The following is a 15,837-nucleotide window of genomic DNA, read 5'->3' as shown; positions in this document are numbered from 1 at the left end:
GGCCCGCCGGCGGGCCGCGGACGCCCGCGAGGAGTGGCTGGGCGCCCGGGAACGGCTGGTCGAGGTGCGCGGCCGGCGGCTGGACGGCATGGCCGCCGAGCTCGCCGCCGGCCTGGTGCCCGGGACCGACTGCCCCGTCTGCGGCGGCCGCGAGCACCCGCGGCCGGCCGTGGGCAGCGGTCCGCTGGTCACGGCGGCCGACGAGGACGCCGCCCGCGCGGCGGTGGACGCCGCCGAGCAGGCCGCGGCAGCGGCCGGCCAGGCCGTCGAGGAGCTGGAGCGCGAGCTCGCCGTCCTGGGCGAACGGTCCGGCGAGCGGCCGGTCGCCGACCTCACCACCGCCGCCGCCGCTTCCGCCGACCGGCGCGACGCCACCCGGGCCGCGGCCCGCCGCGTCGACGAGCTGCGTCGCGGGCTGGCGGCCCTCGAGGCCGAGCACGCGGCGGCGACCGACCGGCTCGCCGCCGACCGGGAGCGGCTGCAGGCCCGCACGGCCGAGCGCGCCGCCCGGGCGGCGGTGCTCGACGAGCTGGTCGCCAAGCTGGACGAGGCGCGCGGCGAGGACGCCGACCTGGCCGCGCGGGCCCGGCGGCTGACCACGGCGGCGGAGCGCTGCGAGGCGGCGCTCGAGGCCGAGGTCGCCGAGCTGCGGGCGCGCACCGACGCCGACACCGCGCGGGCGACGGCGCAGCGACGGGTCGGCGAGACCGGCTTCCCCGGCCTGGCCGAGGCCGCCGGTGCCCTGCTGGAGGCCGGCGCGCTCGCCGCCCTGGACCGCCGGATCGACGAGCACGAGCGCGCGCTCGCGGCCACCGAGCGGGTCCTGGCCGATCCCGAGCTGGCCGACCTCGGGCCGCTGCCCGACGTCGCCGCGCTCGAGCGGCGCTGCGCCGGGACGACCGCCCGGCGGGAGGACGCCGTCGCCGCCCGCGACCGGGCCGGCCGCTGCGCCCGCGCGCTGGCCGACCTGGCCGGCGACCTGACCGCCGCCGAGATCGACCTGCAGCACCGGCGCGCCCGTGCCGAGCAGGTGGGTGCCCTGGCCGACCTGGTCAACGGCCGCGGGGCGAACGCCCTGCGGATGCGGTTGCAGTCCTTCGTGCTGGCCGGCCGGCTCGAGCAGGTCGCCGACGTGGCCAGCCGGCGGCTGCTCGAGATGTCGAACGGCCGGTACACGTTCGTGCACAGCGACGCGCAGGGCCGGCACGGCGCCCGCGGCGGCCTGGGGCTCGACGTGCTGGACGAGTACACCGGGGTGCGCCGGCCGACCAAGACCCTGTCCGGCGGGGAGAGCTTCATGGCCTCGCTCGCCCTCGCCCTCGGGCTGGCCGACGTCGTCACCGCCGAGACCGGCGGCGTGCAGATCGACACGCTGTTCGTCGACGAGGGCTTCGGCACCCTCGACGCGCAGGCGCTCGACGCGGTGATGACCGTCCTCGACGAGCTGCGGCGCGGCGGGCGCACCGTGGGCGTGATCAGCCACGTCGAGGAGCTGAAGCTGCGGATCCCCACCCGGGTGGAGGTGCTGGCCGGGCGGAACGGCTCCCGGCTCGCCGGCTGAGGCAGCGGCGCCGGGGCGGGCGGCGTCGGACCGCCCGCCCCGACCTCACTCTCCCGGCTGGCCCATCCACAGGACGATGGCCGTGGTGGCGTCCTCGGGCGCGGCCGATCCGACGGTGGCGGTCTGGTCCAGGACGAACGTCACGGACTCGACGTCGGTGATCGGGTCGACCGGTCGCGAGGTGAACTGCAGCAGGCCACCGGAGGGCCCCACCTCGGCCGCCGCCGACAGCTCGGTGGTCTCCCCGTGTCCCGTCGTGAGCACCGCGGTCCCCGTCACCTGCCGCAGCCCGGGGTCGGGGCGGACCATGAGGGCGACGGAGGCCAGCCGCCCCTCGCGGACGCCGTCCGGTGTCTCCACGGTCACCGCCGGCTGCCCGTCGACCTCGTCCGGCAGCTCCGCCCAGCCCCACCACATGGGCGTCACGCCCGCCGCGTCGAGGACCTCGCAGTCGCGGCCGTACATCCAGCCGAACGGGTCCAGCGGCACGCAGACGACCGGGTCCCCGGCGGCCAGCGACGGAGCCATCTCCGTCCACTGGGAGACGTCGGCCACGGGCGGCCCGAAGGGCTGGTTGACCGTGGCGCTGTAGCTGTGCCAGTGCGCCGAGACGAACCAGAGCGCGAAGGACGCGGCGGCCAGCACGGCGCCGACCCGGCGCAGGGCCGCGCCCCCCACCCGCCGGGGGAGCCGCTGGACCACGGCCGCCGTCCGCGGCGACTCGACCAGAGCGGCGATCAGTCCCGCCACCACGAAGAACAGCCCGAAGACCCCGACGACGTACCGGCGGTCGAACCCCGCGATCCCGAGCATGTTCAGGTCGGGGGTGAAGACCGCGCTGAACGTGAACGCGTTGATCAGCATCGTGAAGAGCACGAGGCTGATGCCGATGAGCGCGAGCCCCGTGCCCCGGCTGCGCAGGAACACCGCCGCGGCCACCGTGGCGAGGACGACCACCAGGCCGATCAGCATCCAGGGGAGGGGGCCGAGGGTCTGGGCGGGGCCGAGCAGCAGCCGGCCGAGGAGGCCGAAGAAGTACTTCAGCGTCGCGTAGACCTTCGTCGCGAGCCCGGCGTCGGTGTCCTGCAGGAGGCTGGAGCCGGTGGTGACGCTCGTGGCGAGGCGGAGCCCCTGGACGGCGGCACCGACCAGCGAGGCCAGCACGACCAGGCGGAACCGCCGGCCGCTGACGAGCGCGACGACCACCATGGCCGGCAGCACGGCCAGGACGCCGGGCTTCGACACCAGCAGCAGCGGGAGCAGCCACGCGTACCGGGGCACCTGCCGGTCGCGGGAGACCAGCGCCAGCGCGGTCACCATCGCGGCGAAGACGACCGCGAAGTACGTGAAGTTGATGTAGGTGCGGGTCTGGAACTCGGGGACGAGCACGAGGGCCAGGGCGAGGAGGAACCGCAGCCAGTCGCTCGCGATCACCTGCCGGAAGGCGGGCAGGCAGACCGAGCCGAGGAGCAGGCCCGACAGGACGAGCGCCGAACCGGTGTAGAAGTAGGGGACCGACCAGGCGGGGACGCCGAGCTCCGCACCCAGCAGGCCGATCAGCCGCTGGGGGAGCGGCAGGTAGCCCGCGTCGGGGGTGAACAGCTGCTCCCGCAGGGAGCCGGACGTGGCCGCGACGTAGTAGTTCGTCCCCATCTCGGCCCACATGGAACCGCCGAGGATCATGCGGCCGTGGGTCAGCAGCTGGTGGACGACGTAGAACGTGGCCGCCAGCGCGAAGAGGACGCGGGCCGGCGCCGGGCCGCGGTCGTCGCCGTCGTCCGGCGGGAAGGCGTGCCGGCGGGCGCGCTCGAGGACCGCGCCGACACCGCGGATCCGGGACGCCGGGGTCCGCCGGTTGGCGGCGGGCTCGGGACGGCCCGTCGGCGGACGGTCGATCGGGCCCGTGGCGTCGTGGGCCTCGTGCTCGGCCCGGACGGCGACCGCGCCGGAGGGCCCGGCGTCGGTGTCCCGACGGCGGACCGGCGGGTGCGGGAGGGTCACGGCTGCCCGGCCACGGCACGTTCGAGCTGCTGCTCGATCTCCCGGAAGCTCCGCCACGGCTGCACGTGCTCCTGCGGGGAGGCGCCGTGCACGAAGCCGCGCCCGTCCTTGATCACGCCCTGCTCGACCAGCGCGTCGACCGGGGCGTCGAAGTCGCGGTCGCCGACGAACCAGACGCACTCGAGCGCCGACGGCGCGACGCGGCTGGCCAGCAGCCGGAAGGGCTGCAGCGAGGCCTTCTCCTGCGCGGTCTCCTCGGAGCACACCACGTGGTCGATGAGCTTGGCGATGTCCAGGTGGTACAGCTTGCGGAACTGGATCTGCGCGGTCAGGTCGGTGACGACGGCGGTGGCCACGTCGTTGTACCGCAGCGACTGCAGCAGCTCGACCACGCCGGGCCGCAGCTGCATGGCCAGCAGGTAGTTGCGCCAGTACTCCTGCTCCATCACCAGGGCGACCTGCGGCTCGCTGCGCAGGCCGATCAGCTCCAGGGCCTCGTGGCAGTACAGCAGCCGGCTGTGGCTGCTCGCGGTGTCGCCCAGCCGCTCCTTCACGTTGACCCGCGCCTGCGCGTACGCGTCGGCGAAGGCGGGGGCCTTGACACCGAGCTCGTCGCTGGCGAAGCGGAACAGCGCCTCCTTGCCGGCGCGGTCGCACGGCTCGTACGGGTAGAGGGTGTCGTCCAGGTCGAAGACCACCAGGGTCGGTGCGTCGGTCACGGCTTGGGCCGGTCCTTCCTGCGTTCCAGCAGCGCGAGTACCACGATCAGCTGCATGACCCCGCGGCTCTTGCCGAGCCAGACCGGGGCGTCGGTGAACAGTTCCTCCGGCCGCTCGATGAGCGACCGGGCGATGCCTGCGGTATCGGCGGGCGTGAGGTCCTCCGGGTGCACCACCAGGCGGACGGCGCCCGGGGTGTCCATGTACTCGATCCAGGCCGAGCACCCGCCGACGGAGATCAACGCGCGCTGCAGGCGCTCGCCGAAGGACACGCCGCGCAGCGTGGCCAGCAGCGACATCGGGATGGGGCCCGAGGTGACCGACTCCTCCTCGGGCAGGGGACGGACCGGCTCCAGGCGGAAGACGACGTCGGCGAGGTCGGCCTGCGGCTCGATGAACTGGCGGGCGTGCGGGTAGCGGCGCTCGATCGAGGCCACCACCGCCGACAGGGAGTGCCCCCGCTCGCCGACGTCCCGGTTGATCTTGAGCTGGCGCCGCAGCCGCTCGTCCATCGAGGTGAAGACGCTCAGGTCCGCGGTGCGCCGCACCTCGGCCGAGGTGAGCGCGTGCAGGCCGTTGACGACGACGAGCTCCCGCTGGCGGATCGGCCGCTGCTTGGTGAAGCGGCCGCGGCTGTGGTCGTAGTGCACCGCCCACACCGGCTTGCCGCGCATCAGCTGCAGGGCGTCGCGGTTCATCGTGGGCAGGTCGTTCGCCGCGGGGTGGAGGTGGGTGGTCACCTGCCACAGGGGCGCCTTGCGGTCGTAGAGGTGGTAGTCGTCGCCCATCAGGAACGACGTGGCGCTCTCGCCGAAGACGTTGGCCAGCGAGATGCAGAGCGTGTCCTTGCCCGTGCCGCTGTCCCCGGCGATCGTCACCGACAGGGGGGAGCCGCTCATGCGGTACATGTCCAGGCGCGGGCGGGCGCGGCGGAAGACCATGACCAGCACGAGGAGCCCGAGGACGACGGTCACGGTGGACAGCACCGCACCGGTGGTCCCCGCCGCGCTGTCGCCGACGAAGTTGCCGACCTCGCGGAAGTCCTCCGCGGAGATCGCGTCGGCCGAGCCACGCCAGGTGGCGGCGGAGGCGCGCAGGGCCAGGGCGGCGGTCGCCACCGCCCAGAACAGCCACACGGCCGCGACGGCCTGCCGTCCGAGCCACGCGGCGAACACGGCCAGGAACGGCACCGACCAGACGTACCAACCGGGGCCGGCCGGCGTCAGCAGCGGCACCGCGGTCAGCATCATCCCGCCGATGAGCACGACCAGGTCGGGGTTGCCGCGCTTGAACCGGTACAGCACCCCGGCCAGGGCGACGTACACCACCGGCAGGACGACGAGGGTCAGCCCCGGTCCCAGGTCGACCGCGTAGGCGAAGACCGACTCGCTCGTCGGGGTCAGGACCACCATCTCGCGGTAGCCGGGGAGCAGCACGGGCAGGAGCGTGAGCGCCAGGCCGGGGAGCAGACCGGCCACGAAGGCGCCGGTGTGCTCGCGGAAGCGGGCGTTGCGGAGCAGGAAGAGCAGCACCAGCGGGGGGAACAGCGCCGAGGAGAACTTGGCCGCGACGGCGAGTCCCCCCAGCAGGCCCGCGGCGAACCAGCGCCGGTCCCGCAGCAGCACCGCGGCGGCGAACATCAGCGCCGCCGGCACGACGTCCAGCTGGCCGTGCACGTACGAGGCGTAGAGGACCACCGGGGAGAGCGCCACGAGCGCCTGCGCCGCCCGGGACGACTCGCGCCGCCAGCCGCCCACGATGCGCCAGAGGACCAGCTCCGCGACGAGGACGCCCAGGCCGATGCCCAGCTGGATGCCCCACGAGCCCGGCAGCCAGCTGGTCAGCAGCGCCCAGAACCCGAACCAGGTGACCATCACCGGCCCGTACGGGAACGCGCCGGAGTTCCCGCCCGCGTCCAGGAACGTCTGCCACGGGTCCCACGACGGGGAGCTCAGGGTCGCCTCGAAGAAGGGGACGAACCAGGCGGTGTGGATCTTCGGGACGAGCAGGAGCAGGAGGGCGATCCGCAGGAGCAGACCGGAGCCCAGCAGCAGGGCGCGCGGCCGGGCGAGGGCGCGCAGCCCGTAGCCGCCGACGGTCCGCCTGGGGCGCGGCTCGCGCGGCAGCCGGGGACGGGGGCGCAGGTTCTCGACCGGGGCGATCCGCTCCCGCTCGGCCCGGGGGCGGTCCAGGCCGAGCTGCTCCGTCACGCCACCCACCACGGTGCCTCCGGTCGGTTCCAGGCGTCGGGCCGCTTGGTGCACACCCCGTGCAGCGGGATCCCGGCGGTCTCGAAGAGCTCCGCGACGACCGGCAGCTCCTCGTCGAGGGAGCGGCCCTGCAGCTCCGGGCTCACCACCATGAGCCGGAAGCCGTGCGCCACGAGGCGGGCGAGATCCCCGGCCCGCGGCCAGCGCCCGGTGAAGGAGTCCACCCACACCCAGTCCGGCCGGGGGTCCAGCGCGAGGGCGGTCTCGACCGACTCGTACTCGGAGATCCGCACCATGGACCGGGTCTCGCCGCCGCGCAGCGTCCGGACCAGGAACGGGAACGACTGGTCGAGGAAGGCCCACTCCTCGATCCCGCGCTCGGCCAGCAGCGCGGAGACGCGGGCCTCCAGCCCCTCCTCCTTCGTGTTCAGCACGATGAAGCGGTGGCGGTAGGAGTCGAGCCACTCGACGAAGTCGGGGCCGCTGAGGAAGGGGTCGTGCACCAGGACCAGCCGGTCGCCGTCGGCGTGCAGGTCGATCTCGACGCCGAACTCGGTGGGCACCTCCCGGAGCGCCGCCGGCTCGTTGACGCGGTGGGCGCAGATGAGGGTCACAGCGACTTCCGGAGCTCGAGGCTGAAGTCCAGGGTCCGGCGGATGAACCGCCGCTTCGCGGCCAGGTCGGTGTTCCAGCTCGAGACGCCGTGCTTGCGGGGGGCGAAGACGACCGGGAGCCGGCGGACCTCGTAACCGAGGCGGCTGGCGGAGTAGAGGGCGAACAGGTCGAGGGAGAAGTCCCGGGGCGGCTCGCCCCACGCGTCGAGCAGCTCGCGGGAGAACAGCGTGGGCTGCGCGTTGATGTCGCGCAGCGGGCGGCGCAGCAGGGCGGTCTCGAACACCGACATGCCGGCGGTGAAGACGCGGTCGGCGACCGGGCGCCCGTACCGTCGCCCCTTCACCATCACCGGCGCCGTCGAGTCGCCGAACAGGGGCAGGGCCCGCAGCACGTCGGCCGGGTCGGTCTGCAGGTCGGCGTGGGTCCAGCCCACGATCGGGGCCCGGGCGGCGGCCAGGCCGCTGGTGATGCCGAAGCCGTAGCCCTGGTTGGTCGGGACCCGGACCCACCGCACGCCGTCGGACCCCGGCCCGTCGAGCGGGCCGAGCAGCGCCTCGAGGACGGCCGCGGTGTCGTCGGTCGAGCCGTTGTCGACCAGGATCACCTCGCCCCGGCCCTCGGCGGCGACGTAGGCGCACCGGCGGACGAGCTCGGGCAGGCCGGCGGACTCGTTGTAGCAGGGGATGACGAGGGAGAAGGCGGGCTCGCCGCCCGTGGTCTCACCGCTCGGCGCGCTCAAGGACCGGCTCCTTCCTGCGGAACACGAACAGGGACATGCCGACGAAGTTCCACGCCGCCGAGAGGGCGGTCGCGCCCAGGAACGCGAGGGTCGTCCCGGTCCCGTCGTCGCCCAGCCAGCCGCGGATCGCCGCGTTGGCGGTGACGTTGAGGCCGAGGGCGACGGCGTAGACGAGCACGAAGAGCAGCTCGCTCCAGCGGCTGCGCCGGGCACCGAAGGTGAACCGCCAGTTCGCCACGTAGGCGAAGACGGCGCCCACGGCGAAGCCGAGGGCCTTGGCGGGGTCGACCGGTGTGCCGGCCCAGACGAACGCGGCGTACGCGGCCGCGTCGACGAGGACCGCGGTGCCGCCCACGACGAGGAAGCGCAGCAGCGACGCGGCCGCCTCCCGGTTGGTCACGGCACCAGCGCCGCTGGCTCCGCGGTCGACGCCCGCCGGAACGTGCGGAACCCGGCGTCGAGGCGGGCCCGGTCCGCCGGGGCGACCATCGGGTCGGCGGCCAGGGCGTACGGGTGGTGCACCCACTTGTGGAAGCACGACTGCCAGTAGCGCAGCGCCTCGTACTCGGCCGGCGTCCCCACCGAGCTGAACGTCTCGACGACCAGGCCCACCACGGGCAGGCCGGCGGCCGCGACCCGGCGGACCAGGCTGTCGAGGTAGAACTCGCCGTTGATCCGCTCGTCGTCGGCCATCAGCGACTCGATGTGCCGGCGGCCGCCGTCGCGCGAGCCGAAGGTGAACGTCCCGATCATGACGCCGGCGGACGGGTCCTCCGGCGCCGCCTTGAGCCAGCTGGCCGTGACCAGGCCGGCGTCGTCGACCGCCGCCCAACCGTACTGGCCGGGCTTGCGCGCGGCGGCGTGGTAGGGCCGCGCCAGCCACACGACGAGGCCGTCCGGTCCGGCGGCCGCGAGCGCGCGGTCGAACGCGTCCTGGCTGATCGTGGGCAGCGCGTCGCAGGCGCCGACGCTCACCGGCACGTCGTCGGCCACGGCCTCCAGGCCCCGCAGGGCGGACTCCGCCTGCCCCTGGGTCAGCCCGGGCAGGGACACCAGCCGGGCCCCGACCTGCTCGGCCAGGGTGGCCACGACGCCGTGGTCGGCGAGATCCCGGCGGGTCACCAGGACGGTGTCGCCCCCGGGGAGCCCGGCGAGGGCGTGGTCGAGGACGGGGCGCCCGGACAGCGGCAGCGCGGGCTTCGGCAGGTCGTACCCCGCGTCGCGGAAGCGCTGACCGGCCCCGGAGGCGAGCAGCACCCGCGCGCTGGGCGCGGTGAGGCGGTCGGAGGGCAGCACCCGCGGGCCGGTCCAGGCCGCCACGGCACGGCTGGCCTCGCGGTACTCCTCGAAGTCCTGCGGCGTGCCCCACTGCATGAAGTGCTGCAGCTCGAGCACCTCGACCCGCCCGCCGCGGGCCAGCAGCGGCTTGTAGGTGAGGCTGAGGTAGTACTCGCCCTTGAGCAGGTGCTCCTCCTCGACCTGCTGCCGCAGGGAGTCCAGCAGCAGCCGACCGGAGGCGAAGCCGTAGGTCCCGCTGGAGGCGAACTCCGACAGCGGGTCGTCGGTCCAGGGCTGCTTCTCCTGGATGTCGAGCACGCGGTCGCCGGCCATGCGCACGTACGCGTAGGACGTCGAGTGGGCCATGTGCGGGTGCCGGCCGGTGTAGCAGGGGATGACCCCGTCGACCTCGCCGCTGCCCAGCCGCTCGGCGAGCAGGTCGCTGTCCTGGTAGGCGGCGAAGTCGCAGTAGTTGACCACGACCGGGCGGTCGGCCGGGATGTGGTCGGCGGCCCGCAGGACCGCGTCGCCCGGCCCGAGGCCCGGCCCGTCCACCCGGACCACGACGGCACCCGGACGGCGGCGGAGCAGGTGGGCCTCGAGGTCGAAGCGCGGGTCGTCGAGGTGCAGCCCGTTGCAGATGAAGACGACGTCGTCCCAGCCGGGGTACATGTCGACGACGTGGTCGATGACCAGCTGCCCGTCGGTCTCGAGGAGGAACTTGGGCCGGTCGTACCCCGCGGCGGTGAACCGGGCGCTGATGCCGGTCATCGGGATGACGAGGAGCGGCTTCACCGCTTGTTCTGACGTCGCCACTTCTCGGCCTCCCAGTTGATCAGCTCGTCGATCTGAGCGGTGGACAGGGTGGTGACGGCGGTCCCGCGCACCTGACGGGCCACGTCCACGAGGCTCGCCGCGATCTCGCGCTCGTCGTCCCCGAGGTCCGGGCGCAGCCAGACCGACCCGTCGGCGGCGACGAAGCCGGCCGACGCGGACACGGCCGGCGCCGGTCCGGCCTCGATCCGGGCGAACGGCGCGGGCCCGAGGAAGACCGCGGAGTCGGGGGTCAGCGCGCCGGCGCACAGCACCGTGGCGGCCGCCTCGTCGAGGGTGCCGCACGGGCACAGCGGGCCGGTGCCGGACAGGTCGAGCTGCGGGGCGCCGGACGTGCGCAGCGCGCTCTCCACCCGGTCCAGCAGGTCGCCCGCCTCGGCGCTGGTGCCGGTGCCCACCACCAGGCCGTGGTTGCGCAGGACCAGGACCACCGGTCGGTCGGCGTCGAGCCGGTCCTGCGTCGCCGCCAGCACCGCCCGGGCCAGCTCGATGCCCGGCTTGGCGTAGGGCACCACGATCGTGTCGACGGTGTCCGGCAGCCCGGCCACCGCCTGCGCGACGTCCTGCGACAGGCCCGCCGCGATCGTCCCCACGCCGTGCACGTGCGCCACCACGCGGTGCGGCAGGAGCACGTGCAGCGCGGTCTCGATGCTGGGCCGCAGCCCCGACGTGCGTGCCTCGGGCAGGACGTAGGGGGCCAGCGCCTCGGTCGTGAGGACGGCCTCGCGGGTGGCGGCCTCGTCCATCGGGACGAAGACTTCCTTCTCCGCCGCCTCGCCGAGCCGGGTCCCCGAGGCCTTGATCCACAGGACGCCGTCGCGCTTCAGGGAGAGGTTGCCCCCCGCGCCCTGCACCAGGCGGAGGTCGGCACCCAGGCGCACGCAGAGGTCGACGAGGTCGGACAGCTCGGTGGGGGTGTGTCGCTGGTGGACGTGCATGTCTACTTCCCCGCGGCGAGGCGCGGGCAAGGCCCGATCGTTCCCCCGCGCGCGTCACCCGATCGTGTGGCGGCTTCACACACGGTACCCGGACGGTTGCCGAGCGCGGGGTGTGGTTGGGGGGCGTGGTACTCGCGAGGTCAGACGTGACGGATGGGTCCGCCTCGCGCCGCCGGGGCCGGGCTCAGGCGGTCGCGGTGGGCCGCATCTCGCTCAGGCTGGCCAGGAAGCCCACCAGCACCAGCTGGACCCCGCCGACGATGAGCACCATGCCGAGGATCGGCACCTGCATCGTCTGCACCGGGTCGAGGGTGCCGAAGCCGGTCGAGCCCCACTTGACCAGCGCGGCGACGAAGCAGCTGATGCCGGCCACCGCGCACACCAGCCCGGCCACCAGCCCCCGCTCGAGCGTGGTGCGCTGGATCCACTTCTCCAGGCGGGGGCTCTGCGGCAGCAGCCCCAGCCGCCAGGCGTAGTACCGGGAGATGGCCGCGACACCGGTCACCTGGAGGCCGACGACCACCGCCGTCGCGAACGCCAGCATGGTGTGCACCCCGAAGGTGAGCGCACCCACGGTCAGGTTGTCCACGGCGAGCGTGACCAGGCCGAGGGCGCCCAGGACGGTGAGGGCCAGGCCCGGGTAGAGCAGGAACCACCGGGGGCTCAGCGCCAGGAGGAAGCGCAGGTGGCGCCAGCCGTCGCGCCAGGTGTTGAGGTGCGGGGCCCGGCTGCGGCCGTCGGGGCGCAGCACCGTGGGCACCTCGGCGATGCGCAGACCGGTCAGCCCGGCCCGCACGACCATCTCGCTGGCGAACTCCATGCCGTCGGTCTGCAGGCCCAGCGCCACCACGCGGTCGCGGCGGAAGGCGCGCATCCCGCAGTGGAAGTCGCCGATCGGCACGCGGAAGAACCGGCGGCCGGCCCACGACAGCACCGGGTTGCCGAGGTACCGGTGCAGGAAGGGCATGGCGCCGCGCTCGATGCCGCCGCGGAAGCGGTTGCCCATCACCAGGTCGGCGCCCGCGCGCAGCTCCTCGACGAAGCCGCCGATGTCGTCGAGCGCGTAGCTGTCGTCGGCGTCGGCCATGATCACGAACTCACCGCGGGCGGCGGCGATCCCACCCTGCAGCGCGGCGCCGTAGCCACGGCGGTCGACGTGCACGACCCGGGCGCCGGCCGCGCGGGCGAGCTCCTGGGAGCCGTCGGTGGAGCCGTTGTCGGCGACGACGACCTCGCCGTCGATGCCCAGGGCGGTCATCGAGTCCTGCGCCTTGCGGATGCAGGTCACCAGCGTCTCGGCCTCGTTGAGGCACGGCAGGACGACCGACAGCTCGCAGGTGTCGGGATCGAGCGGCGCAGGGGCCACCGCCGTCGTGGGATCGAGGTCGATCGCCACGTTGGGGGCGTCCGGGTCGACGACGTGGTTGCCGAAGCGGCTCCCCGCCTGCGTCGGGTGCGGGCGGGCGGTGGTCATCGATCCCCCCGCAGCGGTGCCTGGACGTGCTCACAGCTGGTTGTCATCGAGGCCACGGTAGAGGGCGGTGGGGCAGGTGTGCAGGACGTGGTGCCGCGCTCCTCCGTTCGTGCGGTGACACGCTGTGATGTTCACGCAGCGTGACGCCGCCGTGCCGCCCCCCGGCGGGGCCGCCGGCCGGTCAGCCGGCGGTCGCCGGAGGCGGTCCGGCCGGCCCGACCGCGCCCGTCGGCCGCAGCGCGTCGCCGTCGTCGGCCGGCGCCGCCGGGGGGTGCGCCGGGAAGATCCACCGCCGGTAGGACAGGTAGCGGATCAGGGTGCCGAGGGCGATCGAGCCGAGGTTGGCCGCCTGCAGCACGAGGGCGCCCTCCTGCCCGAGCGGGTAGCGGACGAAGGCGACGACGGCGAGGCCGAGCAGCAGCGTGACCACGTTGACGGCCACGAAGAGCAGGTACTCCCGGCGGACGCCCGTGCGGGCCCGGTGCGAGAACGACCAGTAGCGGTGCCCGACGTAGGCCACCGTCATCGCCACGAGCGTCGACAGCAGCTTGGCCAGGACGGCGTCGACGCCGGCGTGCGCGTAGAGGAACTGGAACAGGCCGATGTCGAGCAGGAACGTGACACCGCCCACCACCCCGAAGGCGCTGAGCTCCTTGACCAGCAGCCGCCACGTGCCGCCGACGCGGTCTCGGAGGGCGCGTCGCGGGTTCATCGGCTCACACGGTACGTGGGGACGGCCGGCGCGGGACGGGTCTCAGCGCTCCGGGACCCGCGCCACGGCGAACACGGACTGGCCGAACGGCGCCCGGACGCGCTCCTCGGTCCACCGCGCGGCCGGGACGACGACGCGGTCCCACACCGCGAGGCCGCCGTGCTCGCCCGGCGTCTGCTTGAGCAGCCGCATCGCCACGAACCACGCCGGCAGGCCCGGCATGTTGACGTAGCGGGACTCCAGCACCTCCAGCCCGGCGGCGGTCATGGCGCCGCTGAGGTCCTTGCGGCGGTACCGGCGGACGTGCCCGATCTCGCGGTCGAAGCGGGACATCGCGAAGGCGAACGCCGGCACGAACATGACCACCCGGCCTCCCGGCCGCAGCAGCGTGTGGGCGGCCCGCAGCGCGCCGACGTGGTCCTCGATGTGCTCGAGCACGTTGAACGCGACGTACGCCGAGTGGTCGCCGGGCTCGGGGGAGAAGACGTCGATCGCCCGGACCCGGACCTCCGGCCGGTCGGCGAACCGCTGCCGCAGCACGTCGAGCCGGCTGGGGTCGGCCTCGGTCACCGTGATCCGCGGGACGCCGCCGGCCAGCCAGCGCTCGGCGTAGTCGCCGAGGCCGCTGCCCAGCTCGACCGGGTGGTCGCCCAGGTGCGGCCGTGCCAGGTCGGTCAGCCACCGGTGGTAGTTGTCCGCCTGCGCCACCGACGCCAGCGTCTGGGACTGCAGCTCGGAGTCCCCGGTCACCGGCCGTGGTGCCGTCATCGTGTCGATCCCTCTCGTCGCGCGGCCCGGCCCGGGACGTCCGTCGCCCCCGGCCTCGCGGTGATCCTCCCTGGTGCGCCGTGAGTCGGCCACCACCGGGCGGCTAGGCTCCAGCCGATGCGCGAGGCAGGCGGCGACGGGCTCCCGGTGGTGGCCATGGTCGGCGGGGGGCAGCTGGCCCGCATGACGCACCAGGCGGCCATCGCGCTCGGGCAGTCCCTGCGGGTGCTGTCCACCGGCCCCGCGGAATCGGCGGCGCTCGTCGCGGCCGACGTCGTCCTCGGCGACCACCGCGACCTCGACGCCCTGCGACGGGTGGCCGAGGGCGCCACCGTGGTCACCTTCGACCACGAGCACGTCCCGACCGAGCACCTGCGGGCGCTGGAGGACGCCGGGCACCGCGTCGCCCCCGGGCCCGCGGCGCTGGTGCACGCCCAGGACAAGCTGGTGCTGCGGCGCGCGCTCGCGGCCGCCGGTGAGCCGCAGCCCGCCTGGGCCGAGGTGAGCACGCCGGTGGGCGTGGCCGACTTCGCCGGCGCCAACGGGTGGCCCGTCGTGCTGAAGACCCCCCGCGGCGGGTACGACGGCAAGGGCGTCTTCGTGGTGGACGACGCCGACGCGGCCACCGCGCTGCTCGAGCGGCACGGCACGCTGCTGGCCGAGGAGCGGGTGCCGATGGTGCGCGAGCTGGCCGTGCAGGTGGCCCGCTCGCCGTTCGGCCAGGTCGCGGTGTGGCCGGTGGTCGAGACGGTGCAGCGCGACGGCGTGTGCCACGAGGTGCTCGCCCCGGCGCCCGGGCTCGGCGAGGCGCGGGCCACCGCCGCCCAGGAGCTGGCCATCCGGATCGCCGACCGGCTCGGCGTGGTGGGGCTGCTGGCCGTCGAGCTGTTCGAGACCGCCGACGGGGTGCTGGTCAACGAGCTCGCGATGCGGCCGCACAACTCGGGGCACTGGACCATCGAGGGGGCCCGCACCGGTCAGTTCGAGCAGCACCTGCGCGCCGTCCTCGACTACCCGCTGGGCTCGACGGCGATGACCGCACCGGTCGTCGTCATGGCCAACGTGCTCGGCGGCGCCGCGGCGGCCCCGGGCTGGACCGGCCCGGGGCTCGACGAGCGGGTGCACCACTTCATGGCGCACTGGCCCGACGTCAAGCTGCACTGGTACGGCAAGGGGCAGCGGCCCGGCCGCAAGCTCGGCCACGTCACCGCGCTCGGGGACGACCTGGAGGAGGTCCGCGCCCGGGCCGTCGCCGCGGCCCGCTACCTGGCCGACGGCGTGGTCGACCCGGCGTTCGCGTTCGAGGAGGAGCACGCGTGAGCGACCCGCTGGTCGGCATCGTGATGGGCAGCGACTCCGACTGGCCGACCATGGAGCCGGCCGCCACGGCGCTCGACGAGTTCGCGGTCCCGTGGGAGGCGCACGTCGTCTCGGCCCACCGGACGCCCCGGCGGATGCTGGAGTACGCCGAGTCCGCCGCCGGCCGCGGCCTGCGGGTGATCGTCGCCGGGGCCGGGGGAGCGGCGCACCTGCCGGGCATGGTCGCCGCGGCCACCCCGCTGCCGGTGATCGGCGTGCCCCGGCCGCTGGACCGCCTCGACGGGCTGGACAGCCTGCTGTCCATCGTGCAGATGCCCGCCGGGGTGCCGGTGGCCACGGTGAGCATCGGCGGCGGGCGCAACGCGGGGCTGCTCGCCGTCCGCATCCTCGCCGCCGGGGACGAGCGGCTGCGCGCCGAGGTGGCCCGGTTCCAGGCCGACCTGGCGGAGTCGGTGCTCGCCCGCGACGCGGCGCTCCAGGCCCGGTTCGGCGCCGACGAGGAGCACCGGGACTAACCTTCTACCCGTGGGTAGCAACGGGCTGTACGCGCTGACCGACGAGCACGAGGCGATCCGGGAGGCGGTCCGCGACATCGCGGAGCGGGAGATCGCGCCGCACGCCGCCGACGTCGACGCGAACTCGCGCTACCCGATCGAGGCGCAGAAGGC

General features: G+C 74.7%; 15 protein-coding genes. 4 read left to right on the top strand and 11 right to left on the bottom strand.

The window, feature by feature from the left end; all coding sequences use genetic code 11:
* Positions 1-1,561, top strand: a 1,561-nt coding sequence (locus tag ACI8AF_RS26945; RefSeq protein WP_456542860.1) for an SbcC/MukB-like Walker B domain-containing protein, incomplete at its 5' end; no start/stop codon positions are given.
* Between the two features lie 45 nt (positions 1,562-1,606).
* Here the strand turns inward: ACI8AF_RS26945 and ACI8AF_RS26940 are convergent.
* The 11 genes from ACI8AF_RS26940 to ACI8AF_RS26890 all read right to left on the bottom strand — a co-directional run bounded on the left by ACI8AF_RS26940 (position 1,607) and on the right by ACI8AF_RS26890 (position 13,849).
* On the bottom strand, positions 1,607-3,562 hold the full coding sequence (locus ACI8AF_RS26940) for a hypothetical protein (protein WP_456542859.1): 1,956 nt from the start codon (positions 3,560-3,562) through the stop codon (positions 1,607-1,609).
* A complete protein-coding gene (locus tag ACI8AF_RS26935) occupies positions 3,559-4,281 on the bottom strand; it encodes an HAD family hydrolase (protein ID WP_456542858.1) in 723 nt (240 codons plus the stop codon). Before ACI8AF_RS26935 ends, ACI8AF_RS26940 begins: the two co-directional genes overlap by 4 nt.
* Positions 4,278-6,491: a glycosyltransferase 87 family protein gene (locus ACI8AF_RS26930; protein ID WP_456542857.1), complete on the bottom strand. Its 2,214-nt coding sequence runs from the start codon at positions 6,489-6,491 to the stop codon at positions 4,278-4,280. The genes ACI8AF_RS26935 and ACI8AF_RS26930 overlap by 4 nt, the downstream gene beginning before the upstream one ends.
* Positions 6,488-7,105, bottom strand: a complete 618-nt coding sequence (locus tag ACI8AF_RS26925) for a hypothetical protein (RefSeq protein WP_456542856.1) — start codon at positions 7,103-7,105, stop codon at positions 6,488-6,490. Before ACI8AF_RS26925 ends, ACI8AF_RS26930 begins: the two co-directional genes overlap by 4 nt.
* Entirely contained in the window at positions 7,102-7,845 is a 744-nt protein-coding gene (locus ACI8AF_RS26920; RefSeq protein ID WP_456542855.1) for a glycosyltransferase family 2 protein, read from the bottom strand. The genes ACI8AF_RS26925 and ACI8AF_RS26920 overlap by 4 nt, the downstream gene beginning before the upstream one ends.
* On the bottom strand, positions 7,826-8,245 hold the full coding sequence (locus ACI8AF_RS26915; protein WP_456542854.1) for a GtrA family protein: 420 nt from the start codon (positions 8,243-8,245) through the stop codon (positions 7,826-7,828). Before ACI8AF_RS26915 ends, ACI8AF_RS26920 begins: the two co-directional genes overlap by 20 nt.
* Positions 8,242-9,918: an NTP transferase domain-containing protein gene (locus ACI8AF_RS26910; protein WP_456542853.1), complete on the bottom strand. Its 1,677-nt coding sequence runs from the start codon at positions 9,916-9,918 to the stop codon at positions 8,242-8,244. Before ACI8AF_RS26910 ends, ACI8AF_RS26915 begins: the two co-directional genes overlap by 4 nt.
* Positions 9,915-10,895, bottom strand: coding sequence for a class II aldolase/adducin family protein (locus tag ACI8AF_RS26905; RefSeq protein ID WP_456542852.1), 981 nt, complete (start codon positions 10,893-10,895; stop codon positions 9,915-9,917). The genes ACI8AF_RS26910 and ACI8AF_RS26905 overlap by 4 nt, the downstream gene beginning before the upstream one ends.
* A gap of 184 nt (positions 10,896-11,079) precedes the next feature.
* Positions 11,080-12,369 (bottom strand): glycosyltransferase family 2 protein, encoded by a 1,290-nt coding sequence (locus ACI8AF_RS26900; RefSeq protein ID WP_456542851.1) that lies wholly within the window; start codon positions 12,367-12,369, stop codon positions 11,080-11,082.
* A gap of 181 nt (positions 12,370-12,550) precedes the next feature.
* Positions 12,551-13,081: a GtrA family protein gene (locus ACI8AF_RS26895; RefSeq protein ID WP_456542850.1), complete on the bottom strand. Its 531-nt coding sequence runs from the start codon at positions 13,079-13,081 to the stop codon at positions 12,551-12,553.
* A 42-nt stretch (positions 13,082-13,123) separates the two neighbouring features.
* Positions 13,124-13,849 (bottom strand): class I SAM-dependent methyltransferase, encoded by a 726-nt coding sequence (locus tag ACI8AF_RS26890; protein ID WP_456542849.1) that lies wholly within the window; start codon positions 13,847-13,849, stop codon positions 13,124-13,126.
* Between the two features lie 117 nt (positions 13,850-13,966).
* Between ACI8AF_RS26890 and ACI8AF_RS26885 the strand changes: the two genes are divergently transcribed.
* The 3 genes from ACI8AF_RS26885 to ACI8AF_RS26875 form a co-directional block, all read left to right on the top strand.
* The gene (locus ACI8AF_RS26885) at positions 13,967-15,169 is read left to right on the top strand and encodes a 5-(carboxyamino)imidazole ribonucleotide synthase (protein ID WP_456542848.1); all 1,203 of its coding nucleotides are present in this window, start codon (positions 13,967-13,969) and stop codon (positions 15,167-15,169) included.
* Complete coding sequence (gene purE, locus ACI8AF_RS26880; RefSeq protein ID WP_456542847.1) at positions 15,166-15,684, top strand: 5-(carboxyamino)imidazole ribonucleotide mutase; 519 nt, start codon at positions 15,166-15,168, stop codon at positions 15,682-15,684. Before ACI8AF_RS26885 ends, purE begins: the two co-directional genes overlap by 4 nt.
* A 10-nt stretch (positions 15,685-15,694) precedes the next feature.
* The coding region (locus ACI8AF_RS26875) for an acyl-CoA dehydrogenase family protein (RefSeq protein ID WP_456542861.1) at positions 15,695-15,837 on the top strand (143 nt) is incomplete at its 3' end.

The sequence above is a fragment of the Blastococcus sp. SYSU D00669 genome (genome assembly GCF_054050715.1).
Note: the sequence above shows the minus strand (reverse complement) of the source record. Positions and strands in the feature narration are given on the sequence as shown.